At 68.5% G+C, this 24330-nt stretch carries 17 protein-coding genes, 1 tRNA gene and 2 pseudogenes; 9 read left to right on the top strand and 11 right to left on the bottom strand.

Going from position 1 to position 24330, the window contains the following annotated elements; translation table 11 throughout:
• Positions 1-55: 55 nt before the first annotated feature.
• Both ACZ60M_RS10240 and ACZ60M_RS10235 read right to left on the bottom strand, forming a co-directional pair.
• Positions 56-3022, bottom strand: coding sequence for a UPF0182 family membrane protein (locus ACZ60M_RS10240; RefSeq protein ID WP_465416687.1), 2967 nt, complete (start codon positions 3020-3022; stop codon positions 56-58).
• A gap of 100 nt (positions 3023-3122) precedes the next feature.
• Positions 3123-4094: a YlbL family protein gene (locus tag ACZ60M_RS10235; protein WP_465416686.1), complete on the bottom strand. Its 972-nt coding sequence runs from the start codon at positions 4092-4094 to the stop codon at positions 3123-3125.
• Positions 4095-4208: 114 nt separating this feature from the next.
• Between ACZ60M_RS10235 and ACZ60M_RS10230 the strand changes: the two genes are divergently transcribed.
• Complete coding sequence (locus ACZ60M_RS10230; protein ID WP_465416684.1) at positions 4209-5477, top strand: zinc-dependent metalloprotease; 1269 nt, start codon at positions 4209-4211, stop codon at positions 5475-5477.
• A gap of 64 nt (positions 5478-5541) precedes the next feature.
• On the opposite strand, the gene ACZ60M_RS10225 is transcribed toward ACZ60M_RS10230, so the two are convergent.
• On the bottom strand, positions 5542-6072 hold the full coding sequence (locus ACZ60M_RS10225; RefSeq protein ID WP_465416682.1) for a M48 metallopeptidase family protein: 531 nt from the start codon (positions 6070-6072) through the stop codon (positions 5542-5544).
• 145 nt (positions 6073-6217) lie between these two features.
• Positions 6218-6382, bottom strand: coding sequence for a DUF5679 domain-containing protein (locus ACZ60M_RS10220; protein ID WP_270124158.1), 165 nt, complete (start codon positions 6380-6382; stop codon positions 6218-6220).
• 350 nt (positions 6383-6732) lie between these two features.
• On the opposite strand from ACZ60M_RS10220, the gene ACZ60M_RS10215 reads away from it, so the two are divergent.
• Positions 6733-8031: an ABC1 kinase family protein gene (locus ACZ60M_RS10215; protein ID WP_465416716.1), complete on the top strand. Its 1299-nt coding sequence runs from the start codon at positions 6733-6735 to the stop codon at positions 8029-8031.
• A gap of 77 nt (positions 8032-8108) precedes the next feature.
• On the opposite strand, the gene ACZ60M_RS10210 is transcribed toward ACZ60M_RS10215, so the two are convergent.
• The 4 genes from ACZ60M_RS10210 to ACZ60M_RS10195 form a co-directional block, all read right to left on the bottom strand.
• On the bottom strand, positions 8109-8306 hold the full coding sequence (locus tag ACZ60M_RS10210) for a hypothetical protein (RefSeq protein WP_465416679.1): 198 nt from the start codon (positions 8304-8306) through the stop codon (positions 8109-8111).
• On the bottom strand, positions 8303-8662 hold the full coding sequence (locus tag ACZ60M_RS10205) for a WhiB family transcriptional regulator (RefSeq protein ID WP_208499152.1): 360 nt from the start codon (positions 8660-8662) through the stop codon (positions 8303-8305). The genes ACZ60M_RS10210 and ACZ60M_RS10205 overlap by 4 nt, the downstream gene beginning before the upstream one ends.
• A 196-nt stretch (positions 8663-8858) precedes the next feature.
• A complete protein-coding gene (locus tag ACZ60M_RS10200; protein WP_465416677.1) occupies positions 8859-9161 on the bottom strand; it encodes a hypothetical protein in 303 nt (100 codons plus the stop codon).
• 213 nt (positions 9162-9374) lie between these two features.
• On the bottom strand, positions 9375-11525 hold the full coding sequence (locus ACZ60M_RS10195; RefSeq protein WP_465416675.1) for an ATP-dependent DNA helicase UvrD2: 2151 nt from the start codon (positions 11523-11525) through the stop codon (positions 9375-9377).
• Between the two features lie 179 nt (positions 11526-11704).
• On the opposite strand from ACZ60M_RS10195, the gene ACZ60M_RS10190 reads away from it, so the two are divergent.
• Complete coding sequence (locus ACZ60M_RS10190) at positions 11705-11938, top strand: mycoredoxin (RefSeq protein ID WP_465416673.1); 234 nt, start codon at positions 11705-11707, stop codon at positions 11936-11938.
• 178 nt (positions 11939-12116) lie between these two features.
• Positions 12117-12986, top strand: a pseudogene (locus ACZ60M_RS10185) (EamA family transporter); the annotation flags it as partial.
• 84 nt (positions 12987-13070) lie between these two features.
• On the opposite strand, the gene nudC reads toward ACZ60M_RS10185, so the two are convergent.
• The 3 genes from nudC to ACZ60M_RS10170 are packed head-to-tail and all read right to left on the bottom strand — an operon-like array spanning position 13071 to position 16591.
• A complete protein-coding gene (gene nudC / locus ACZ60M_RS10180; protein ID WP_465416715.1) occupies positions 13071-13952 on the bottom strand; it encodes an NAD(+) diphosphatase in 882 nt (293 codons plus the stop codon).
• Positions 13949-15259 (bottom strand): M16 family metallopeptidase, encoded by a 1311-nt coding sequence (locus ACZ60M_RS10175; RefSeq protein ID WP_465416671.1) that lies wholly within the window; start codon positions 15257-15259, stop codon positions 13949-13951. Before ACZ60M_RS10175 ends, nudC begins: the two co-directional genes overlap by 4 nt.
• Positions 15260-16591, bottom strand: coding sequence for a M16 family metallopeptidase (locus tag ACZ60M_RS10170; RefSeq protein ID WP_465416669.1), 1332 nt, complete (start codon positions 16589-16591; stop codon positions 15260-15262).
• Positions 16592-16829: 238 nt separating this feature from the next.
• Here ACZ60M_RS10170 and ACZ60M_RS10165 point away from each other — a divergent pair.
• The 5 genes and pseudogenes from ACZ60M_RS10165 to ACZ60M_RS10145 all read left to right on the top strand — a co-directional run.
• Positions 16830-17549, top strand: a pseudogene (locus ACZ60M_RS10165) (methionine ABC transporter ATP-binding protein); the annotation flags it as partial.
• A gap of 44 nt (positions 17550-17593) precedes the next feature.
• A complete protein-coding gene (locus tag ACZ60M_RS10160) occupies positions 17594-18247 on the top strand; it encodes a methionine ABC transporter permease (protein WP_465416667.1) in 654 nt (217 codons plus the stop codon).
• Positions 18248-18278: 31 nt separating this feature from the next.
• On the top strand, positions 18279-19112 hold the full coding sequence (locus tag ACZ60M_RS10155) for a MetQ/NlpA family ABC transporter substrate-binding protein (RefSeq protein ID WP_465416665.1): 834 nt from the start codon (positions 18279-18281) through the stop codon (positions 19110-19112).
• 81 nt (positions 19113-19193) lie between these two features.
• Positions 19194-19266: transfer RNA gene (locus ACZ60M_RS10150), tRNA-Trp, on the top strand.
• A 665-nt stretch (positions 19267-19931) separates the two neighbouring features.
• Positions 19932-24314, top strand: coding sequence for an NACHT domain-containing protein (locus ACZ60M_RS10145; RefSeq protein ID WP_465416663.1), 4383 nt, complete (start codon positions 19932-19934; stop codon positions 24312-24314).
• The last annotated feature ends 16 nt before the right edge of the window (positions 24315-24330 follow it).

The following is a 24330-nucleotide window of genomic DNA, read 5'->3' as shown; positions in this document are numbered from 1 at the left end:
CCCGGCGGCCTCTCGGCCGCCGGGCGCTGTTCAGTTCACTTGCGGAGCAGGGCCGTTACTGGCCCGCCGCCTGCCTCGCGGCTTCGAGCTCGTCGAGCGCGGCGAGCAGGGCGTCCAAGGCCGCGCCCTCCTGCTCGTTCGAGCCGGAGGCCTGCGCCTCCTCGTAAGCCGCCTGCGCTTCAAGGACCTTCGTGATCGCGGCCTCGACCTCCGGCGGGTCCGCCGGGGCCTCGGTCGTGGGCGTCTCGCTCGGCGTCTCCGAAGGCGTCTCGGTCGGGGTCTCCCCGTCGGTCTCGCCCTCGTTCTGCTCGGCCTCGCTCGGCGCGCCCGAGACGTACTTCTCGACCACCATGGCCACGGCCTCCTCGAACGTCGGCGCGAAGCCCACGTACCCGCCGTAGCTGATCGCGACGTTCGTGAGGCGCGGCAGGTCCTCGCCCTGGCCGCCCGCCTGCCGCCGCAGGTACATCGGCTCGAGGTACAGGATGCCGTCGCCCACCGGCAGCGCGAGCAGGTTGCCCCACTCCACCGTGGTCCCGGCCTGCGTGGCGTCGCGCAGCGTCGTCACCACTTCCGATGTGGACGTGATGATCTGGTGTATCTGCCGCACCGACTGGTCGTCGCCGCCCACCACGTCGTAGATCTGCAGGCGCGGGTCGCCGTTCTCGTCGTAGTAGCCCGACATGAGGCTCGCCAGCGCGTTCTCGCGGTTCCTCGGCGTGAAGGTGCTGGTGAGCTGGAAGTACGGCTGGGTCTGCTCCGGGTAGGTCGCATACACGTAGTACGCGGGCTGGATGACCGGCGTCTGCTGGGACGGGTCCTCGGGGGTCGCCCAGGCCTCGCTGCCCTCGATGAAGGTGCGCGACTCGTCGACGTGGTAGCGCTGGAGCAGGCTGCGCTGGATCTTGAACAGGTCCTGCGGGTAGCGGAAGTGCGCTTCGAGGGCCTCGGGGGTCTCCTCCTTCGGCGTGACCAGGTCGCCGCCGTAGATCTCGTTCCAGGCCTTGAGGATCGGGTCCTCGGTGTCGAACTCGTAGAGCTCGACGGAGCCGTCGTAGGCGTTCACGACGGCCTTGACCGAGGAGCGGATGTAGTTGATCTCCTCGGAGGGCTGGTTGGCGACGCCCTGGCCGGAGTAGGTGTCGTTCGTCGCGTCGGCGAGGTTGACCCGGTCGGAGTAGGGGAAGTCGTTGGTGGTGGTGTAGCCGTCGACGATCCAGACGATCTCGCCGTCGACGACGGCCGGGTACGGGTCGGCCTCGACGGTGAGGAACGGGGCGACCTTCTGGACGCGCTCGCGCACGTTCCGGTTGTAGAGCAGCTGCGACTCGTCGTTGATCTGGTCGGAGAGCAGGAAGCGGGGCTCCTGGAACTCCCAGGCGTAGAGGAGCCTGGAGCCGATGGAGCCGATGTCGATGCCGCCGTCGCCTTCGTAGGTGGTGTAGCGGTCGCCGCCGATCTCCTCGGCGTCGCCTTCAGCGGAGTCCTCGTCGCTGACGGCGACGTCGGTGGGCCGGTCGTACTCGCGGGGCGTGTCGCCTTCGGGGACGCCGACGATCGCGTACTCGTTGTTCAAGAGCCCGTAGTAGATCTGGGGCTTCTCGACGTCGATGATGTCGTTGCCGATCTGGCAGTTGCCGGGGTCGTCGGAGAGGACGCCGGAGGTGAAGCAGGGGGCGCCCGAGTCGCTCTCGGTGGTCGAGGCGGAGACGAAGCCCCAGCCGTGGGTGTACACGGTGTGGGCGACGGTCCAGTCCTGCTGCTCGTCGGTGAGCTGGCCCGGGTTGAGTTCGCGCAGGCCCACGACGAAGTCCTGGGTGACTTCCTGGCCGCTCTCGTCGGTGTAGGTGTAGCGGTCGATGTCGAGCTTCTCGTTGAAGTCGTAGAAGCTGCGCGGCTGCTGCGCCTGGGTGAAGGCGTCGGAGACGACGAACGGGTCGATGAGGCGCACGAACGGCACGGTCGACTGGTCGGCGGCCATGGTCTCGGCGTTGGGCTGGGAGGCGACCGGGTACGTGGTGGCCTCCAGGTCCTCCATGCCGTAGGCGTAGCGCGTGCCGTCGATGGTGTGCTGCGCGTAGGGGCCTTCGCGCTGGGGGCGGTTGGGCTCGACCTGGAAGTTGCGGACGACGGCGGGGTAGATGCCGCCCGCGGCGATCGCGGTTACCACGACGAGGCCGAGGGCCGCGGCGGGCAGCGCAAGCGACCTTGTGAAGCCCCAGGAGAAGACGAGGATGACGACGGCTGCGATGACGGAGACCCAGATGAGCGCGTTCTTGGCGTTCATGAGGGCGGTCATCTCGGTGTAGCCGCCGCCGACGATGCCGGTGACCTGGTTGTCCATGGTGGTGAAGTCGAAGCGGTCGAAGTAGTACGCGACGGCTTTGAGTCCGAGGAAGAGCGCCACGAGCACCGAGAGGTGGATGCGGGCGACGTTGGTCATCCGGTCGCCCTGGCCGGAGAAGCGCAGTGCGCCGTAGAGGTAGTAGGCGCTGAGGGAGGCGAGGATGCCGACGACGACGGCCGCGAAGCCGAAGCCGATGAGGAACTGCCAGAAGGGGAGCCGGAAGACGTAGAACCCGGCGTCCATGTTGAGGACGGGGTCGGTCTCGCCGAAGGTGCCGCTTTGGCGGAACAGCAGCCAGGTCTCCCAGCGGGACTGGGCGGACATGCCCGCGAAGATGCCGACGATGACGGCGACGCCGCCGATCCACCAGCCGGCCTTGGGCGAGATGAGTTCGCGGTAGCGCTCCAGGCCCTCCTGCTCGCTGGTCGCGGGCCAGGTGTCGGGGCGGAAGCGGTAGGCGAGGTAGAGGTTGAGGCCGGTCCAGGCGGCCATGGCCAGGGTGAAGACCCCGAACAGGCCCAGGCGGGTCCACATCATGGTCGAGAAGACGGCGGTGAAGCCGACCGAGTCGTACCAGAGGTAGTCGGTGCGGAGGCCGACGAGCCATCCGAGCACCGAGAGGAGGACGATCGCGCCCACCAGGAGTATCAGGACGTAGCGTCCTCGTCGGCTCATCCGTGGGGGAGTGGGCGTCCGGTTCGCCACTGCTGCAACTCCTTCAGGTCTTGCGGCTCAGGCTCGGCGGTACATGCGAGCCGTAAAAATGCGACGGGGTCTAGCAGGTCGTGACTTCCCCGCCGGCCGCTAGGGACTCAAGCGCCGAGACCGCGTCTGCGAGCGTCTCGACTTTGACAATAGTCATGTCGTCGTGCGGAACGGTGACGGCGTCCGAACAGTTCGAAGCCGGGGCGAGGAAGACTTCCGCGCCGAGTTCGACGGAGGCGGTGACCTTCTGCTGGATACCGCCGATGCCGCCGACGTTGCCTTCGGAGTCGATCTCGCCGGTCCCGGCGATGACCTTCCCGTCGGTCAGGTCGCCCTCGGTGACCCGGTCGACGATGCCGAGCGCGAAGATCAGGCCCGCCGAGGGGCCGCCGATGTCGAGGGCTTCGGTGTCGATCGTGATGCCGTACGGGTCGTCGTGGGTGGAGGAGAGGTCGGCCTCGCCGAGCTTGACGTTCGGGACTTCGACGGGCGCTCCGGCGCGGGTGACGGTCACGGTGGTTTCGCTCTCGGCGTAATCGGCGAGGTCCTGGAGCGAGGTGACGGCGGTGCCGTCGACGGCGGTGACGACGTCGCCCTTGAGGAGGCCGCCGGAGTCGGCGACGACCTCGATGACGGCGGGCTCGCCGAGGTAGCCGAGGGCGGCCTGCTCGGCGTTCGACTGGGACTCGGCCCAGTCGGCCTCCTGCTCTTCGGCGATCTCCTCCTCGGACTCCCCGGGCGGGTAGACCAGGTCGCGCGGGACGATCGCGTACTCATTGGACAGCCAGTAGCGCAGGGCCTGGACGAGGGTCACCGACTGCTTCACGCGCACAGTGGTGAGCCGCAGCTCCCCTTCCGAGGGGTATTCGGTGTCGGCGGAGATGATCGGGCGCTCGACGCCGTCGACCTCCTCGGCACCGAGGACGTCCTCGGTGGGGCCGGGGCTGAAGACCACGTAGGCGACGTCCATCGAAAGCGCCTGCCAGGTCAGCAGCGCCACCAGGACCGCACCCAACAGGACGGTGATTCCTCGCCTTCGCATGCGCGGAAGCCTACATGCCCTAGCCCACAGGCTGGTTCGGCCCGCAGCGAACAGGGCGCCTCCAGTTCGGCGGGCCGTGGCCCGGGACCCCTACTCTGACGTACGGTTGGCCCTATGGGCTCCGACATTCCATTCGGCTTCGGCAATCTGGGCGGCGACCTGCCCGACCCGAACGATCCGCGGGTGCAGCAGATGATGCAGCAGCTGCAGCAGATGATGGCGCAGTCGCTGTCGTCCGGTCCGGTCAACTGGCAGCTCGCGAAGCAGCTCGCCGAGTCCGAGCTGAAGGCCGAGAACACGGTCGGCCCCGCCGAGCAGGCGCAGGTCTCCGAGGCCGTGCGCCTCGCCGACCTGTGGCTCGACTCCGCCGTGAACTGGCCTTCGGGCGTCTCGGCCTCTGACGCGTGGACCCGCAAGCAGTGGATCGCGCAGACCGAGAACTCCTGGAAGCAGCTCGCCGAGCCGCTCGCCGCCCAGATGGGCGAGGCGATGCAGACGCTCGTGCCCGAAGAGATGGCCGGGATGCTCGGCCCGATGGCCGACGTCATGAAGGGCGTCGGCTCGGCCCTGTTCGGGGCGCAGATGGGCCAGGCGCTCGCGAAGCTCGCCGGTGAGGTGCTCTCTTCTTCTGAAGTCGGTCTGCCGCTTGGCAAGACGGGCGTGGCCGCGCTGCTGCCGGGGAACATCGCCGAGTACGCGGAGGGCCTGGAGCTGCCGGTCGAGGAGGTGCGGCTGTACGTCGCGCTGCGCGAGGCCGCGACGCACCGCCTGTTCACGCACGCGCCGTGGCTGCGCGCGCACCTGCTGGGCGCGCTGGAGGCGTACGCGCGGGAGATCCGCATCGACGAGTCGGCGATCGAGGAGGCCATGTCGGGCATGGACCCGATGGACCCCGAGGCCGCGGCGACCCTGGACCTGAGCGAGGTCTTCAAGACCGAGGACACCGAGCAGCAGAAGGCGGCGCTGTCGCGGCTGGGCACGACGCTGGCGCTCATCGCCGGATGGGTGAACACCGTGGTGGCCGAGGCCGTGGGCGACCGGCTGCCGACGATCGACCGGCTCATGGAGGCCGCGCGGCGGCGCCGGGCGACCGGCGGTCCCGCCGAGCAGACGTTCGAGGCGCTGGTCGGGCTCGACCTCGACCCGGCGAAGGTGCGGGCGGCGACGCGGCTGTGGCAGTCGCTCACCGAGGCGCGCGGCGTCGAGGGCCGCGAGGCGGTCTGGGCGCACCCCGACCTCATGCCGAGCGCGGCGGACCTGGAGCACCCCGAGTCGTTCGCTTCGGTCTCCGAGGCGCTCGAGGACCTCGACATGTCGATGTTCGACCAGCTCGCGGTCAACGACCCGAAGGACGAGGACGACGAGGAGCCCGGGGACAAGTAGCGCCCTGGCTTTCCTGGGCAGCGTTCAGTGCCGCTCCGGCCCGGAGCGCCTGGTCGCGGCCGTCTTACTGCCGCTCGCTCGCCTCGGCGTCGGCGATGCCTTCGAGGTAGCCGCGGGCCCGTTCGGCCTTGGAGTAGCGGCCGACCATGTCCCAGAACGGGCGCGAGTGGTCCGTGTGGACCAGGTGCGCCAGCTCATGGAGCAGGACGTAGTCGATCACCCATGAGGGCATCATCATGATCCGGCGGGAGATCCGGATCGTGCCGTCGGCCGGGGTGCACGAACCCCATCGGCGCTGCTGGTTGTCGACCCAGCGGACGCTCCTGGGGGTGGCGCATTCGGGGTGTTCGGGATAGTACCGGCGGGCGAGCCTGACGGCTCGGTCTCGCAGGGCCGCGTCGGACGCTCGGCCGTCTCTGGCCTCGCGCTGCTGCAGTCTCGCGAGCATGTGGTCGATCCACTCCTGCTCCTCGGTCTTCGAGAAGGCGTCAGGGATCATGACGACCACGCGACCTCGTTCTTCATAGGCCGCTACGGTTGCCCGGCGTCGGGGAGAGCGCCGCACTTCAACGGGGGGATGCACTTTGCGCGCCATGAACGCACACTAAACCCGGGGGGTGACAATCGCATAACGCGGATGTCGCGATTGCGGCGAGAGCTATGAAATGCCAAGAAAATCCCCCCGCCGATCTCCCGCATAGTGGGATCAGACGAGGGGTTGGGGCCGTCCGGCCCCGAGGTCACGATTCCTTGCCGAGAATCCGGTTCATCTTCGTGCCGCAGACCGGGCACGTGCCCTTCGCCATCCGGCGGCCCGAGTCGGAGACGACCACGGTGCCCTCGAAGTCGCGCTTCTCGCGGCACTTGACGCAGTAGCCGGTGTAGGTCTTCGTCGCTTGAACCACTGGTTTCCCCCTGTTGTGCGCGGGTCCGCCGTGCGGACCCAGTTGTGACGGTCACTCTGCGCAATCGTCCGGCCTCAGAATGCCACAGATTTCACGCCTGTAAGTCCCGGCGCGCCGCTTCACCCGTGCGGGTGACGCAGGCCTGGCATCAGGTGGCACCAGGCGTAAGGGATTTCCGAGGTGCGACGGGTCCTCACAGGGACGCCGGGCGGGACGGGAGACGGGACGACACGGCGTGCCCGTGCCGTCGCCAACTGCCGCTTCCCCGTGAGAGCATTGGGAACGTGAGCGACAGGCATGGACCCGCCCATTCAGGTGACGACCTCCCGCGCCGGGCCATCGTCCGGGGCATGAAACTCGCGTCCCTGCCCCTGGGGCTGGCGGGCCGGGCGACCGTGGGGCTGGGCAAGCGGGTGACCGGGCTGGCCGACGAGATCCTGAGCGAGCAGGCGCAGCGGCGCACCGCCGAACACGTCTTCAGCGTGCTCGGGCAGCTCAAGGGCGGGGCGATGAAGCTCGGCCAGGCCCTGTCGATCTTCGAGGCCGCGCTCCCCGAGCACCTGGCCGCGCCGTACCGGCAGGCCTTGACGAAGCTGCAGAACGCCGCTCCCCCGCTGCCGGTGGCGAGCGTCCACGGCGTGCTCGAGCGGCAGATGGGCGCCGACTGGCGTGAACGGTTCATCGAGTTCGACGACGCCCCGTCGGCGGCCGCGAGCATCGGCCAGGTCCACCGGGCCGTGTGGAACGACGGGCGGCGGGTCGCCGTCAAGATCCAGTACCCGGGCGCGGGCGACGCGCTCCGCTCCGACCTGCGCCACCTCTCGCGAATGGCCCCCATGTTCAAAGTGCTGCAACCGAACTTCGACGTCAAGAAGATCACCGTGGAGCTGCGCGAGCGGCTGCTCGAAGAGCTCGACTACGAGCTGGAGGCGGCGACGCAGCAGCAGTTCGCCGAGGCGTTCAAGGGCGACCCGCTCATCGTGGTACCCGAGGTGGTGCACGCGAGCACCGAGGTGCTCGTGACCGAGTGGATCAGCGGGCGCCCGCTCGCGGAGGTCATCAGCGAGGGCACGCAGGAGGAGCGGGACGCGGCCGGGCTGCGGCTGGCGACCCTGCACTTCTCGGCGCCGAGGCGCGCCGGGCTCCTGCACGCCGACCCGCACCCGGGGAACTTCGCGATCGGCGAGGACGGGCGGCTCGTGGTCTACGACTTCGGCGCGGCCGCACGCATGCCCGGCGGGATGCCGGTGCAGGTGGGGCGCCTGACGCGGTTGACGCTCGACGGGAAGGCCGACGACGTGGTCGCGGGCCTGCGCGGCGAGGGGTTCGTGCCGCCGGGGCTGCACATCGACGCGAAGTCGATGCTCGAACTGCTGCAGCCGATGCTGGAGCCGATCGCGGGCGAGGAGTTCCAGTTCTCGCGCGAGTGGCTGCGCAAGGAGAGCACCCGGCTGACCGGGCAGGGCTCGGAGGCCGCGAAGCTGAACAAGCAGCTGAGCTTCCCGCCTGCCTACCTGCTGATCCACCGCGTGACGATGGGCTCGATCGGCGTCCTGTGCCAGCTCGGGGCGACGGCGCCGTGGCGCTCGATCCTGGAGGAGTGGCTCCCGGGGTTCGCCGATCCTGAAGGCACCGACCCCAACCGCTGAACACCGTTCGGGCATAACAGAAGGGGCCCATCCCCTCGCAGGGATGGACCCCTTCAGCCAACGCGGTTAGTGCTGGGTCAAAGTCGGCCCCGGCGGCGGTGACGCCCCGTGTATCCGGCTTCCTTCCACAGGCTCCGCATGCGCAGCCGTCCGACGCTGGCGACCAAGGTCAGCTCCATCGGGCGGATCGTCTCGGCCTCCACGGTGAACGAGGGTCCGAGATCTTCGATGCCGACATCGTTCTTGAGATGGCGGCTCAGATATTCGACCGTCATGACACCGTCACCCCCGCGAGCGCGAGTTCCCGGGTCCGCTCGGCGAGCTCCTCCTGGGCGGCGCGCTCGATGAGGGCGGCGTCCTTGCGGGGCCGGCCGCGGGGCCGCTTGCGGGCCACGACGTTCCCCTTCTCGAAGATCTCGCCGCCCCACACGCCCCAGGGCTCGTGGCGCTCGAGCGCCCCGGCCAGGCAGGCCAGGCGCACCGGGCAGTCGGCGCACAGGGACTTGGCGAACTCCAGTTCGGTGGGCTGCTCCGAGAACCACAGGTCGGCGTCGTACTCGCGGCAGGCCAGGTCGCCGCCGGTCTCGCGGGCCTGGTCTCGCAGCTCGGGCCCGATGAGGGTGTCGGTCATGAACTCGGTCTCCTCTCGCATGTTGCTGGTCTTGTCAGCGTTCGGTCGCATCAGTGCTGTTTGCGGACTCAATTGCTTCGCAATCTGTCTCGTTGTCTTCAACTGGAGGGCCGCGACCTGGCATTTAAGCCAAACAAAAAGGCCGCGATCCCGTCTGCGGGATTCGCGGCCTCGAGAGTTCCGAGTGGGCTGCTGTCTATAAGCCCATTCGATGTTCTCGAGGCGGTCTCCCGCGGGTGGCGCCGTGACGCTTCTCGGAGCCGGTAACCGGCTGCCAACCGAGGCCGGCATTTGCACGGCCACGTCCGAGGACGGCAACGGCGCCCATATCGGTGGTGTCAATGGTCTTCACGGTGCTCAGCGTCGTGATCTGGACGGCGCCGGGCAGAGTGGTGCCACGGACCGGAGCGGAGACGGGCGCGATGTGCCGATAGACGGCGGCTGTCTCGAATGCCACGCCGAGCGGCGTCGTGCTCTGGGTTTCACTGAGCAGCGTCATCGTCTGTCCCCTCCCTTCGGGTTCCGTGGTCAACATTGGTCTTCATCTCCTCTTGCCGGGTACATGCCCGGGCTCGCAAGCCCGGATTGCCTTGAGGCGCACACCTCACCCGGCTCGAGCAACGCTACGCCCGTCTCACTCGGGAGCGCAACGTCTTTTTCTGCGAGTCTCGCGAGAAAGTTTTTGCCGTTAGCTTTACCGTTCAAGTACCGCTCAGGACCCGCTGTTGCACATCTCGATGGCCTCCGTCACTTCTCCGCCGTTGACCAGGTGCAACACCGCCGGGCCGTACTTGTCCAGTTTGGATTTCCCGATGCCGTGGAGCTGGGCGAGCTCACTGTCGGATGCCGGACATTGCTCCGCGATAGCGATCAAGGTCACATCCGTAAAGACGGTGAAGGCCGGCTTGCCGTCCTGTTTGGCGACACTGACGCGCCACTCGCGCAGCCGCTCGAACAGCGCCTCGTCCATAGTGGCGGGACAGTCCTCGCAATGTCCCAGCTTGCGGTCGCGCGCGTCAGTCAGCGGCTTGCCGCAGCCGGAGCAGTCGAGGATCTTGGCCTTCTTGCGCTCGCGCGGTTTCGCCGCCGCCGCACCGGGATCGGAGGGGCGCGGGAAGCCGCCGAGGCCGAGCGGCGCGAGGAACCGGCACAGCCGCCGCTCGCGGCCGCCCGAGTTGCGGGCGAGCCCGTAGGAGAGCTGCAGGAGCTCGCGGGCGCGGGTGATGCCGACGTACAGGAGACGGCGCTCCTCTTCCAGCGCGGTGTCGGTGCGCGCGAACGTGGTCGGGAGGGTGCCGTCGGCCAGGCCGACCAGGAACACCGCGTCCCATTCGAGGCCCTTGGCGGCGTGGAGGCTCGCGAGGGTGACGCCCTCGACGGCCGGGGCGTGCTGCTCGGAGGCCCGCCGCGAGAGCTCGGCGCAGAACGCGTCGAGGTCCGGGTCGGGGAGGCCGTCCTTGTCGGGATCGGCGCGGTGATGGTCCAGGAACTGTTCCGCGAGGCCCGCGATCGCCGCGACCGCTTCGTACGCTTCGCGTTGCGCCCCACCGGAAGGCGCCGAGTCGGGCCGCCATCCGACCGCTTCGAGCGCGGCGGGCACCGCTTCGAGGAGCGGCATCTCGCTGATCTCGGTCTTCGCGGCCGAGCGCAGGGCGACCACGGCCTGGCGCACCTCGGGCCGGTCGAAGAAGCGCGCGGCGCCCGTGACCACGGTGGGGACGCCGTAGGAGGCCAGCGCCTCTTCATACGCCTGCGACTGTGCGTTGGTGCGGTAGAGGACCGCGATCTCCGAGGCGCTCGTGCCGTCGGCGATGAGCTTGGAGCAGCGGCGGGCGATCATGTCCGCCTCCTCCGCTTCATCAGCGAAGACCTCGGCGGTCACAGCGGGGCCATCAGGCCGCTGGCCGATGAGTTCGAGACGCATCTTCGCTTCGCGCCCTTTGGATTCGCCGATGATCTGGTTGGCGAGGCCCACGACCTGCGGAGTGGAGCGGTAGTCGCGCACGAGGCGCACGAGCGAGGCGTTGCGGTGCCTGCGCGTGAAGTCGAGGAGGTTCCGCGAGGTGGCACCGGTGAAGGAGTAGATGGTCTGGCTGGCGTCGCCCACGACGGTGATGTCGTCGCGGTCGCCGAGCCAGGCGTCGAGCAGGCGCTGCTGGAGCGGGGTGACGTCCTGGTACTCGTCGACGACGAAGAACCGGTACTGGCTGCGGATCTGGTCGGCGGTGGCGGCGTGGTCGGAGATGAGGTCGGCGGTGTACGCGAGGACGTCCGCGAAGTCCATGACCCCGGCGCGGCGCTTGGCCTCGATGTAGGCGGCATAGACCTTCGCGACGTCCTCGGGGGCGGCGGGCGCGTCGCGGCCGAGGGCGGCGATGGCGCTCACGTAGTCGTCGGGGCCGATGAGTGACGAAGCGGCCCATTCGATCTCGGTGGTGAGGTCGAAGTTCTTGGCGCGGGAGGTCTGGAGCCCGGCGCGGGCGGCGGCGATGGCCGTGAACTTCAGGGTCGAGTCGACGAGCTCGGGGAGCTGGCCGCCGAAGCGGCGGGTGCCGAAGTAGCGGAGCTGGCGCAGCGCGGCGGAGTGGAAGGTGCGGGCGTTGACGCCGGAGACGCCGAGGCCGCGGAGGCGGTCGCGCATCTCCCCCGCCGCGCGGGCGGTGAAGGTGACGGCCGTGACGTGCTGGCCGCGCATGTCGCCGCGCAGGACGCGCCAGGCGATGCGGTGGGTCACGGCGCGGGTCTTGCCGGTGCCGGCGCCCGCGAGGATGCAGACCGGCCCGGGCGGGGCGGTCACCGCCTCGCGCTGTTCAGGGTCGAGTCCGGAGAGGAGCTGTTCGATGGCCTGATCGCGTGCGGTCATCCGACCAGTGTCCCATTGCCAAATTTATGGCTCGCAAGCGTCGCCAAGAGTGCCCTCCGACAAGAACTCAGGAGACGTTGTCCCCGAAGCGGAAGACGTGAGCACCGCCACGGTGATGTCGGTTTTGGGGGAATGCCCCTGGGCGGTATCGCGTTACGCTCGGTGGAGAAGGAGGTTCGATGATCACCATGTACAGCACCACCTGGTGCGGTTACTGCACGCGGCTGAAGTCGGCGCTCGACCGCGAGGGCGTGCTCTTCAAAGAGGTCAACATCGAGGAGGACCCCGAGGCCGCCGAGTTCGTCATGGGGGTCAACGGCGGCAACATGACCGTCCCCACGGTGCTGTTCGAGGACGGCTCCGCGATCACGAATCCCTCTCTCGCGCAGGTGAAGGCGAAGCTCGCCGCTTGACCTGTGCCACATACCGAGACTATGGTCACGTTTAGGACACAAAGCCGGTACGATGCCCTATAGTTGACTCGTCAAGCTTGCTTAGCGACTTCGAGGGGTGGTCGCTAAGCATTCAGGCCCGGGATGGATCCGTCCCGGGCCTTTTTCATGTCCGCAGTTCGTGAGCAACGGAGCCCAAATGTCGACACCCCGCGCCGCCCTCGGCGTCACCCTCGTCCTCGCCGCCGCGCTGTTCTTCGGCGTCTGCGGCCCCTTCGGCAAAGTCGTGATCCAGGCCGGACTCACCCCGATCCAGGTCACCTGGCTGCGCATCTGCGGCGTCTGCCTCATCGCGCTCGCCGCCGCGGTCGTGCCGCTCCTGCGGCTGCGCGGCAGCGGTGAACGCCTGCCGTGGGGCGGGCTGGTCCTCTTCGGCCTCACCGCGATCGCCGCGGTGCAGGCCTTCTACTTCATCGCGGTCGAGCGGCTGCCCGTCGGCATCGCGCTCCTGCTGGAGTTCATGGGCCCCATCGTGGTCGTCGCCTGGGTGCGGTTCGTGCGCCGCACCGTGCTGCCGCGCGCCGCCGTCATCGGCACGCTCCTGAGCATCGCGGGCCTGTGCATCGTCGTCGAGGTCTGGTCGGGCCTGCGGCTCGACGCCGTGGGCCTCATCGCCGGTTCGGCCGCGGCCGCCTGCCAGGCCACCTATTTCCTGTCAGGTGAACGGTTGACCGCGAAGGTGGACGTGCGCGTGCTGCTCGCCGTCGGGTTCACCGTCGGCGCGGTCGCCTTGGCGCCCTTCGCGGCCCCGTGGGCCCTGGACTGGGCGGCGCTCTCCTCCGAGGTCGCGCTCGGCGGGATCGAGACCACGGGCATCTGGAGCGTCGCAATGCTCATCGGGTGCACCGCGCTCGCATACGGCCTGGGCCTCAGCGGACTCCGCTTCATCACCGCCCCGGTCGCGGGCGGCATCGGGTACGCCGAAGTGGTGGTCGCCTCGCTCGCCGCCTGGGCCCTGCTCGGCGAGGCCCTGACGGTGCCGCAGATCATCGGCGGCCTCGTCGTCATCGCAGGCGTGTTCACCGCGCAGCGCGCTGTGGCCGCGAAGACCTCGATGCCGGACGAGACCCCCGAAGCGGCCGTCACAAAGGTCTTATCCCTCGGCCAGCCAGCCGTCGATGAGGAAGCGCGCGATGGAGATCCGCACCGCGCTCGGCGTCGCGTCGTTCGTGTCGACCCACATCTGCCGCACCTCGTCGCGCGTGAACCACCGCGCGTCCGAGATCTCCTCGTCCTGCAGCACCAGCTCCTGCGCCGGGTCGGCGGTCGCCCGGTAGGCGAGCATGAGCGAGCGCGGGAACGGCCACGGCTGGCTCGACACGTACCGGAGCCGGTCGAGTTTGATGCCGATCTCCTCGCCCGCTTCGCGGTGCACGGCGGCCTCGGCCGACTCCCCCGGCTCGACGAACCCGGCGATGCACGCGTACCGGCCGCTCCTCACCGCTGCGGGGCCGGTCTTCGGCGCGCCCGAGTAGCGGCGGTGCTGGGCCAGCAGCACCCGGTCGGCGCCGTCGTCGATGAGGACGATCACGGCCGGGTCGGTTCGCGGGAACACCGGGCGGCCCGAATCGGCCTCGAGCTCCCAGCCCGCCTGGCGGGCGGACAGCGGCTCACCGGTGGTCGGGTGGAACCGGTACGTCGCGTGCCAGTGGCCGATCGCGAGGGCCTGCACGGCGATCGCGAGGTCGCGGCGGTCCCAGTCGGGCCTGATCCAGCGGCCTGGCAGGCCGTCGGGCAGGTCGGTGAGGACCGCGAACACGGCCGGGCTGTCGCCGCCGAGGTAGACGCGCTGGCCTTCGGGCGCGGTGTCCGCGTCGAAGTAGTGCAGGCCGTCCTCATCGGCGGCGAGGCGCTCGTTCACCGGGTCGCAGGCCACGATCTGCGCCTGCTCCCAAGCGGCCGTGAGCCATTCATCGTCGCCGCGGTGCTCGCCGAACCGGTCGAGGACGTCGATCGCCAAGGGCGGGTGGCTCATGCGGTCTCGATCTCCCCGAACGCTTCGAGCGGTTCGCGGATCTCGCCGCCGTCGCCGAGGACGACGGTGACCGCGCGGTCGGGGTCGAGGCGTTCGGCCGCGACCCGCTGGATGTCGGCGGGCGTGACCTCGCGGATGCGCTCGGAGTGCTCGGCGAGCCAGGCCAGCGGCAGGCCCGCGGCGGCGAGCACGGAGATGTAGTTCGCGACGCCGGCCTGGGTGGCGGTGGCGAGCTTGACCGAGCCGAGCGCGTACCGGCGGGCCAGGTCGAGCTCGTCGGCGGCGGGCGGGCGCTCGGCCATGCCGCGCAACTCGTTCCGCAGCTCCTCCAGCGCGGGGCCGGTGACCTCGGTGGCGACGTCCACGGCGGCGAGCTGGATCGACCCGGCGGGCGAGTGGTCCACGCGCGAGCGCGGCGAGTAGCCGTAGCCCTTGGTCTCGCGCAGGTTCATGACCAGGCGCGAGGAGAAGTACCCGCCGAAGACGAGGTTCGCGAGGTGCTGCGCCGCATTGTCGGGGTGCGTGCGCTCGACCGCCGGGTAGGCGACGCGGATCGCGGACTGGACCGAGCCGGGCCGGTCGACCAGGACCAGCGGGCCCGGGACGAGCACGGGCAGCGGCTCCATCCGGCGCGGCTCGCCCGCGCCGTTCCAGTCGCCGAGGGCCTTCTCCACGGCGGCGAAGGCCGCGTCGGTGTCGATGTCCCCCACGATGATCAGGCGCGCACCGGCCGGGTGCACGCGCGAGGCGTGCAGGGCGAGGACCGCGTCGCGCCCGACGGCGGCGACCTCGGCGGCGGTCGGCTGCTGGTGGCCGTACGGGTGGCCTTCCCACAGGCGCGCGTCGAGGACGCGGTTGACCTGGAAGTCCGGCTGCTGCTCGGCGACCGAGAGGCCGTCGATGATGCGCGAGCGCTCGACCCCGAGCGGGCCCTCCGGGTAGTCGGCGGCCTTGAGGAGGTCCCCGAGGACCTCCAGGAGTTCGGGCAGGCCCGTGGCGAGGCTGTTGCCGGACACGGCGATCCGGTCCGGGTCGGCCCCGGCGCCGAGCGCGCCGCCGACGCCCTGGAGGCGCTGGGCGATCTCGGTCATCGAGCTGGTCTCCGTGCCGGAGAACAGCGCCGCCGAGAGCAGGTCGGCCGCGGCGAGGTCGGCGTGCGCGGCCGGGATCGACAGGCGCACCTCGGCGAGCGGGACGCCCGGACGGCGCGTGAGCAGCACCCGGAGCCCGTTCGGGAGGGTCCGTTCGACCGGGACCGGAAGGGACAGCGGGACTTCCGGCGCGAGACCGGGAATGACGTTGCTCACTTAGCTCTCCTCGAATTTACGGCTCGCAAGCTTCGCCGAGGAAGCGGGAATGACTTCGAGAACGGCGCGGCGGTTCGGCGTCAGCGCCGCGGCGGCCTGAGCGACGGCCTCGGCGGTGACCTCGCCGAGCAGGGCCGGGAACCGGGTCGACATCGCGGCGTCGCCGTGGAAGATCTCTGCGGTCGCGAAACGGCGCGAGCGTCCCATCACGGAGTCGTCGCCGCGCAGCAGCTGCGCCGCGACGCGGGCCTTGACCCGGTCGAGCTCGGCCTCGTCGACGCCTTCGGCGATGCGGGCCAGCTCCTCCTGGACCGTGCCGAGCACGGTGTCGACGGCGTTGCCCGGCGGCAGGAACGCCTGGATGAGCATCACCGTCGGGCCCCTGGACGCGAACGGCTCGGCCATGAAGGTCGTGTGCGCGGCGACCGCGGTGGCGGTCTGGTCGGTGTGGATGAGCCGCTCGACCAGGCGCGACGCGTCACCGTCGGTGAGGAGCTCGCCGAGGACCACGTACGGCAGGAAGGCGTCCAGTTCCGTGACCGGGTCGGGCACGCGCCAGGCGACCGCGACGGCCGGGAGGGTCGCGCGCTCGTCGGTGTAGGCGAGGCGGCGTTCGGCGCTCAGGTCGGGCTCGTCGAAGGACGGGTGCACCGGCGCCGGGCGCGCCTCGACGTTCCCGAAGTGCCGTTCGACCAGTTCACGGGCCTGGGCCGGGTCGAAGTCGCCCGCGACCGACAGGACCGCGTTCGAGGCCGGGTAGTAGGCGTTGAAGAACGACTGCGCGTCCTCCACCGTGGCGGCGTCGAGGTCGACGAACGAGCCGTAGCCGTCGTGCGAGTTCGCGAAGGTGTCGAACATGACCGGCGGGAGCTTGATCCACGGGAAGCCGCCGTAGGGGCGGTTGAGGACGTTGACCCGGATCTCCTCCTTCACCACGGACACCTGGTTGGCCAGGTTCTCCTCGGTGATCGCCGGGCCCCGCATGCGGTCGGCCTCCAGGAACAGCGCGAGTTCCAGGCCGTTCGACGGGAGGAGGTTGAAGTAGTCGGTGTAGTCGATGTGGGTGGAGCCGTTGAAGGTGCCGCCCGCCGACTGGACGTGCCGCATGTGCTCGGCCTTGCCGACGTTGTGGGAGCCCTGGAACATCATGTGCTCGAACAGGTGGGCGAAGCCGGTGCGGCCCTCGGGCTCGGAGCGCATGCCCACGTCGTACACAACGGCGACGCCGACCACCGGCGCCCCGGGGTCCGGCGCGAGGACCACCCGCAGCCCGTTGGCGAGCTTGAACCGCTCGATCGCGAACGCCGGGGCGGGAATCGTCGCAACAGTCATGGTCGGAACCCTATCTCAGCTCGGTGATCTTCCAAGTGCGCGGCGTTCGTCACAGGAGCTTGGAATCGGCACGAATTCCTGCTTGACTTCTAGGCTATGAACTCGCAGCGATTCGAACGCCTCAGCGACGCCCACCGCGCCGCGGCTTCGTGCTGCCGAATGTGCGCCTGCTGAGGGCTCCTGCACCGCCGCGCCCCGAAGCGGCGATCTCCCACAGCGAAAGCGACCTTCCTTCCTCATGGAACCAAGACCCAGCATCCGCCTGTCCGGCGTGACCAAGCGCTTCGGCGACCTGGCGGCCCTCGACGGCGTCGACCTCGACATCGCCCCGGGCGAGATCTTCGGCATCCTCGGGCGTTCCGGCGCCGGCAAGTCGACGCTCCTGCGTACCGTCAACCTCCTCACCAGGCCCGATGAAGGCACCGTGGAGGTCGACGGCGTCGAGCTCACCCGGCTGCGAGGACGCGAGCTGCGGGCGTCGCGGTCCAAGACCGCGATGATCTTCCAGCACTTCAACCTCCTGTCGAACCGCAACGCGGCGTCCAACGTGGCGCTGCCCTTGCGGTTCCGCGGGGTCCCCCGCGCCGAACGGCGCGAACGCGCGCTCGAACTGCTCGACCTCGTGGGCCTCTCCGACAAGGCCAAGGCCTACCCGGGGCAGCTCTCGGGCGGCCAGCGCCAGCGCCTCGCGATCGCCCGCGCCCTGTCCGCGTCTCCGGCAGTGCTGCTCTCCGACGAGGCCACGAGCGCGCTCGACACGGACACGACCGACGAGATCCTCGACCTGCTCGCGCGGCTCAACCGCGAGCTGGGCCTGACGATCCTGCTCATCACGCACGAGCTCGAAGTGATCACCCGTATCTGCCACCGCGCCGCGGTGATGGAGGCCGGGCGGTTCGTCGAGACCGGCGCCGTCCCCGACCTGCTCGCCGACCCGGACTCGCGTCTGGGCGGCCAGGCCCGGCGCCTCGCGGCCCGCCTGCTCGGTGACGAGGTGGCGCTGTGAACGACCGTCTCGTCGAACTCCTGACCGAAGCGTTCTGGGAGACCCTGCACATCGTCTCGGTCGCCGGCCTGTGGACGCTCGTGGGCGGCCTCCTGCTCGGCACGATCCTGTATGTGACCTCGAAGACCGGGCCGAAGCCGATCGCCGTGGTGAACGCGCCGCTGGGATTGATCGTCAACATCGGCCGCAGCGCGCCGTTCGTGCTGCTGATGGTCGCGGTCGTACCGCTGACCCGCCTCCTTACCGGGACGAGCATCGGCACGGAGGCGGCGATCGTGCCGCTGACCGTAGCGTCGATCCCGTTCTTCGCGCGCCTCGTCGAAGGCGCGCTCCTCGAAGTCCAGCCGGGCCTCATCGAGGCGGCCCGCTCCATGGGCGCAGGCACCCCCGCACTCGTGTGGCGAGTGGTCCTCCCCGAAGCAACGCCGGGCCTGATCCGCGGTTTCACCGTGACCCTCGTGGCCGTCGTCTCATATTCGGCGATGGCCGGGATCGTGGGCGGCGGCGGACTGGGCGACCTCGCCTACCGCTACGGCTACCAGCGTTTCGAGACCGAGTACATGATCTGGCCGCTGGTCATCCTCGTCGTGCTCGTGCAGCTCTTCCAGATCCTCGGCGACCGGTGCGCCCGCACCCTCGACCGCCGCTGAAGTTATTTCCTACCTTCCTTAGGAGAACACCATGTTCAATCGCCGTACCCTCGTGGGCGCATCCGTTGCGACCGCAGCCGCCCTGACCCTGGCCGCCTGCGGCAACGACGGGGGCTCCGAGGCCACTGAGACCAACGGGACCATCGTCGTCGCCGCCACGCCGGTGCCGCACGCCGACATCCTGAACTTCATCTCGGAGAACCTGGCCGAGGACGCCGGGCTCACCATCGAGATCGAGGAGTTCACCGACTACGTGCAGCCGAACGTGGCCACCGCCGACGGCTCCGTGGACGCGAACTTCTTCCAGACCGAGCCCTACCTGGAGGAGTACAACGCGGCGAACGGCACCGACCTGACCACGGTCGCCGCCGTGCACATCGAGCCGCTGGGCCTGTACTCGAGCTCGGTGGCCTCGCTCGAGGAGATCCCGGACGGGGCGCAGATCGCGATCCCCGGCGACGGCTCCAACGGCGGGCGCGCGCTGGCCCTCCTGGCCGACGCGGGCCTGATCACCCTCGCCGAGGGCGTCGACGTGACGCTCGCGACCGAGGACGACATCGCGGACAACCCGAAGAACCTGGAGTTCGTCCCGCTCGAGGCCGCGCAGCTCGCGCTCTCCCTCGAGGACGTCGACGCCGCGGTCATCAACGGCAACTACGCCCTCGAAGCCGAGCTCAGCCCGGCCGAGGACGCGCTCTTCAGCGAGTCCCCCGAGGGCAACCCGTACGCCAACTACCTCGTCACCACTGCGGCGAACGCCGACAACGAGGACGTCCAGAAGCTCGCCGAGCTCCTCCAGTCCGACGAGGTCAAGCAGTTCATCCTCGACACCTGGTCCGACGGCTCGGTCGTCCCGGCCTCCTAACCGGCGCCGGCTACCCGGTTGCACCGGCCGAACCGCGACACGTAAGATAGTTGCGGCCAGGCCGGGCAACCGGACGGGCGAAGGAGTGTGGCGCAATTGGTAGCGCATCGGTCTCCAAAACCGAGGGTTGCAGGTTCGAGTCCTGTCACTCCTGCAAGGTAACTACCTGGGGAAACGCCCCGGATTTCGATCACAGGATCGGATCCGGGGCGTTTCTTTTTTCGTCCGCCCGTGCGACGGTGTGCGACTGGAAGCGGCCGGTGGCAGGATTCCGCGGCTGCACGGCGGCTGGGAGAAATGAGCTGTCAATGTGGACGGACGGTCCTTTCCTCCCGCACGGGGCCCCTCCTACCGCGGCTGCTTCCGCTGGTCAAGGGCAACGAGCGCCTCGCCCACACCCGGTTCGCGTCGCACCGCGACGAGTGGCTGCACCACGGCCTACGAACCGCGGGACAAGAGCTTACCGACGACGCCACCACTCCCCCTGACGATCAAGCCTCTGATCTGCAGGGAAGACGGGTACTCGATGTGTACCGGTTGCCGCGGATGGTGAAGCACGGGTGCGCGACTGATCCGCTCGCTGCGAGGAGGGTGACAGCCGGTCTTCCGGGCATCGGATAATAGTCGTTCGGACTGTCAGGGCAGGTCTGCCGAGAACGAGGAGTTCATTTGACGGAGGGTCGGACACGGGACTTCGCGACGCTCCGGGCCTGGGAGGGCGAGCGGAGCCGGTCGTTCGAGGAGCTGTCCTATCAACTGCTGAAAGGAAGGGTCCCGGAGGGGACTCGGGCCATACGGACGGGCAACCCAGACGGGGGCGTGGAGTGGTACGTCCCGCTCCCTGATGGCACCGAGCAGGGCTGGCAGGCCAAGGACGTGAACGGCATCGATCCGCTCTTGACCGCGATGACGACCTCGGTGAAGACGGTGTGCAAGGAGCGGCCGAACCTGCGGAGGCTGACGTTCGTCATCTCGTGGAACCTGGCCACCGGCACCAAGAAGGGGAAGCAGCTTTCTCAAAGCGAGAAATACGACAACAAGATCGCGAGCTGGCGCGAGAACATCCCCGGCGCCGACCGGATCGAGTTCGACCTCGTCCAAGGCAGCGATCTGCTCGACGAGCTCGCCAAGGAGGAGCACCGCGGACGCCGCTGGTTCTGGTGGGACGAAGCGGTTTTCGGCAAGGCATGGCTGGAGGGCAAGCATGCCGACCAGGCTGGTGCGGCCGTCGACAAGTACCGCCCCGATCTACAGGTGGACCTACCGATCCAAGACGACCTCCTCGCGCTGGGCTTCGACGAGTCGATCGTGACGCGCTTCGATGAGCACTGCCGGAGACTCCGCTCAGCTATCGCCGATCTGAAGCTCGCACCCGTTTCGGAGGATGACGAGGAAGGGGCAACGTTGAGCCGGGACTTGATCGGCTCCGCTGCGACAGTGCGCGACCAGCTCGCGCACTTGCGGCTCACGCCCGCTACCGTCGATGGTGCGATCAGCAGGCTACAGGTACTACTTGGGGAGTGCGCAAGCGCGTCGACCCGGGTTGCAGACGCCGAGTTCGCGCATCGAATGGAGCACCACCGTGCCTCGCTTGACGGCAGAGGATCAAGCGGAGCCCTCCGCGAGCGATTCCGAGGCTTCGGTCAGCAGGGGTTGCACACCGCGCTCGGTGATTTGCAGTCGTGGTTGGATTCAACCGAGGGACACGCGCTCCGGCAACGCATGTATTTCCTTTCCGGCCAGGCCGGTTCGGGGAAGACACATCTGTTTCTCGACGCGACCAGGCGGGCGATCACCGCAGGGCGGCCCGCGGTGTTCCTTGCCGGAGCGAGGTTCGGACACGGGAATCTGTGGGAAAGCATCGCCGATCAGATCGGGCTCGGCAACGTGGGCGCCGATGTCCTGTTGCAGGCCATGGAAGCCGCGGGAGAGGCCGCTTCGGTACGCGGCAGCAGGTTCGTGATCTTCATCGACGCGCTCAACGAGACCGTCCCGGCGACATTCTGGCAGGACCACCTTCCCGTATTGCGAGCAGCGGTCCAGCGGTATCCGCATGTGGCGCTGGCGGTCTCGTGCAGGGACACCTACCGAGAACTCGTGCTCGACGAAAACGAGGCAGCCCAGTACTTCGAGCGCTGGCATCCTGGTTTCGCCGAGCGAGAGGTCGAGGCCGCACATCAGTATTTTCGGCACTACGAGCTCGAAGCGCCTCGTCTCCCGTTGCTGCTCCCCGAGTTCACCGTCCCGCTGTTTTTGCGCCTGTACTGCGAGGCGATGGCCGGATCGGCAGGGAAGATGAACCCACCCGGTCATATCGGACGCATCACGCTCTTCGAGCGCTACCTCGCGAAGAAGGTCGACCGAGTCGCTCGCCGACTGCCTCAAACGGTCGCCTCGGGGTATGCACTGCAGACCGCAAGACGCCAAGTTCAGGCGGTCTTGGACGGGCTGCTGGATGCGTTCGCGCAGCAGGGCCGGGAGTCGATGCCGGCTCTCGAGGCCGAGGAGGTCGCCCGAGCAGAGCTCGGTGGTGATGCAGACGCGGCGGTCGTCGTCATCGGGCTGCTCCAGGAGGAGGGCGTGTTGACGCGCGAACTCCTGTATTTGGGCGGCGGCGGGATCGGCGAAGGCGTCCGTGTGGTCTTCCAGGCGTTCTCGGACTTCCTGCTCGTGAAGCGCCGATTGGGCCAGTCCACCGATCCGGTCAACGATCCGGAGGTCAAGACGTGGCTACTCCATGAGTGCAGCCGCGGCGTCCAAGACGCCGCCGTTCTGTATTTTCCCGAGGCTTACGGCCTCGAGCTGCCCGACCTCCTAGATCTGGATCTGGCCGGCAAATCCGGCGTGCTCAGCTCGTCCGGACCGTGGCCCGTAACTGTCGAGGAGCACCTCGGCCATACCCTCGTGGAGAGCCTGCCCCACCGTGATCCGGCATCGATCAGCGATCGAACCCAGGAACTGGTGCGCGAAGCCGCTGCTCGCCTTTCCCTCGCCGAGCAGCTGGAAGTGCTGTTCACCACCGCACCTCTAGTCGATCATCCCTACAGCGCCGACCGGCTCCACGCCTTCCTCAATGAGATCCCCATGCCGGAACGGGACAGTACCTTCGGATTCGCGACCTACCATTTCCTCTTCGAGGAATCCGGGCCCACCGCTAGACTCGCGCGCTGGGCCGCGGCCGGACCGTACCCCGCCTACGACCCTCGCGTGATCGAGACCGCATGTATCCCATTGTGCTGGTTGCTGTCTTCACCGAACCGCGCCATGCGCGATTGGGTAACAAAGGCCCTGGCAACGTTGCTCCGCGGTCATCTCGACGTGATGCTCGCTCTGGTGGAACGGTTCTGGACCGTGGATGACCCGTACATCGTGCAGCGCGTCGTCGCCATCGCCTACGGAGCGCTCCTTCGTAGCGATGGGAGGCAAGCGGACCAAGCAGCCGCGCTCGCCGCTACCATTCGCCGGCTGGTCTTCACTCCCCCCGTACGCGCAGACGAACTCCTCCTCGATGCCGCCCGCGGCATCGTCCGGTGGGCGGTGAACCTGGGACTGATGGCAGCCGAGGACGCGGCGCCGGCCCGCCCACAGTACGGGTTGGCTCCACCTGAACCGGCGCCATCGAAGGAGCAGTTGAAGGAACGGTACCCCTCTGGTGGCGACCTTCCCGCGAACGAAAGCCACAGCCTGATCGAGATGTCCTTGATGGAGCTCGGCGACTTCGGGCATTACGTGGTGGAAGCAGGCGTCGAGCACTTCTCGCACACGAGAATCGGGGACGCCAGACCCACACCCGACTCTGATGAGCCACAACTGGATGCCGCAAAGTGGGAACAGGTGCTGGCCACCCTCACCCCTGAGCAGCAAGCGCTGTTGGAATCCCCCCGCGATGCGGATGCTGATCTTGACGAAGCTTGGTCGCACATGGGCGGCGAGGGCGAACCGTTCACACTCGAACAGCTCCAGATGCTCACCCAATGCTGGATACAGCCTCGGCGCATACTCGACCGATACCCCGAGGATGAGGCCCGGCGGTGGGTCTTCGAGCGGACGATGGAGCTCGGCTGGAGTCCCGCCCGGTTCGGGGAGGAAGACCTCCAGATCAGCCGACGAGACCTCGGCCGCTCTGACCACAAAGCCGAGCGATGGGGCAAGAAGTACCAATGGATCGCCTACCACGAGCTCCTCGCCCGGATCGCCGACAACTTCCAAATCGCCGACCGATACGACGACCGCGACGCCTATGAGGGTCTGCATGAGCTGATCGGCGACCGCGAGATCGACCCCAGCCTGCCGCCGATCGCGTTCGACGAAATCCTCGAGCGCGACGGAACCCCCTCAGACACCTGGAAACCGCCGCCGGTGGACTTCACCCCTTGGCCTCCGGCGCCTGTCCTCTTCGCGCGATATGAAAACGACGCCGCACAATTTCTTACTGACCAGGCCTCAGAACCAACGATGGATGCCTCACTCTTCCTCACCGACAACGAAGGGCTCCAGTGGGTCGTCCTGGACGGATCGTTCCGTCAGGCAGACCCCGCCGCAGACCAAGCCTGGCGCGGCCTAGTGCAGACCTCCGTTGTCAATACACTGCTCGTCCCTGCCGGTGAGGCGAAGACGCTCCTGGACACCGTTACCCGAACCGCACAGCGGTCCTTGAACTCCTTGATAGACCTGTTCGATACGACCGGTCACGTCGACTGCTGCTACCTGGCGGAGATCGGCGTCGCCGGCCCGTCCTGCTATTGGCGGCACGACCGCCCAGTACCCCGGCGTCTGGATTCCGAGACCATCCACGTCACATCAGCAACCGAGAAGTACTGCTGGGAGGGCAGCCTCCTGGACTGCTCCATCAACGAGAACGTGTCGCTCTCGCTGCCCTCCACACTGGTGCGAAAGACGGTGCAGCTGCGCATCGATCCGCACGGACCCAGCTGGATCGACAAGGAGGGCAAACCTGCCTTGGTGTACTACCGGCGGCAGGGCGTCGAGGCGCGCGCGCTGTTGATCAGACCGGAACTGTTGTCGAGCGTGCTTTCCGAGCACAACCTCGAACTCATCGCCAGGCACTGGTGGCAGCGGTACCACACGACCGATTTTGACTCCCCCCGCGCCTCTGTGGAATCAACGACGGTAGCCCATATCAATTCGCAATTGCACATGCGTGAGCGAGTACTCGATCGCCGGGAGTACGGGGTTTCGTAGCTTCGGCTCGTGGCCG

It is taken from the genome of Glycomyces sp. NPDC050141, from assembly GCF_055586545.1.
The sequence above is the reverse complement of the archived record's forward strand: the minus strand, read 5'-3'. Positions and strand labels throughout refer to the sequence as shown.

Excerpts from the sequence above, each read along its gene's own strand:
- ACZ60M_RS10210 (WP_465416679.1), bottom strand. The coding sequence starts at position 8,306 with ATGACGGTCGAATATCTGAGCCGCCATCTCAAGAACGATGTCGGCATC.
- ACZ60M_RS10200 (WP_465416677.1), bottom strand. The coding sequence starts at position 9,161 with ATGACGCTGCTCAGTGAAACCCAGAGCACGACGCCGCTCGGCGTGGCA.
- ACZ60M_RS10205 (WP_208499152.1), bottom strand. The coding sequence starts at position 8,662 with ATGACCGACACCCTCATCGGGCCCGAGCTGCGAGACCAGGCCCGCGAG.
- ACZ60M_RS10155 (WP_465416665.1), top strand. The coding sequence starts at position 18,279 with ATGTTCAATCGCCGTACCCTCGTGGGCGCATCCGTTGCGACCGCAGCC.
- nudC (WP_465416715.1), bottom strand. The coding sequence starts at position 13,952 with ATGAGCCACCCGCCCTTGGCGATCGACGTCCTCGACCGGTTCGGCGAG.
- ACZ60M_RS10170 (WP_465416669.1), bottom strand. The coding sequence starts at position 16,591 with ATGACTGTTGCGACGATTCCCGCCCCGGCGTTCGCGATCGAGCGGTTC.
- ACZ60M_RS10195 (WP_465416675.1), bottom strand. The coding sequence starts at position 11,525 with ATGACCGCACGCGATCAGGCCATCGAACAGCTCCTCTCCGGACTCGAC.
- ACZ60M_RS10215 (WP_465416716.1), top strand. The coding sequence starts at position 6,733 with ATGAAACTCGCGTCCCTGCCCCTGGGGCTGGCGGGCCGGGCGACCGTG.
- ACZ60M_RS10240 (WP_465416687.1), bottom strand. The coding sequence starts at position 3,022 with ATGAGCCGACGAGGACGCTACGTCCTGATACTCCTGGTGGGCGCGATC.
- ACZ60M_RS10235 (WP_465416686.1), bottom strand. The coding sequence starts at position 4,094 with ATGCGAAGGCGAGGAATCACCGTCCTGTTGGGTGCGGTCCTGGTGGCG.
- ACZ60M_RS10190 (WP_465416673.1), top strand. The coding sequence starts at position 11,705 with ATGATCACCATGTACAGCACCACCTGGTGCGGTTACTGCACGCGGCTG.
- ACZ60M_RS10230 (WP_465416684.1), top strand. The coding sequence starts at position 4,209 with ATGGGCTCCGACATTCCATTCGGCTTCGGCAATCTGGGCGGCGACCTG.
- ACZ60M_RS10225 (WP_465416682.1), bottom strand. The coding sequence starts at position 6,072 with ATGGCGCGCAAAGTGCATCCCCCCGTTGAAGTGCGGCGCTCTCCCCGA.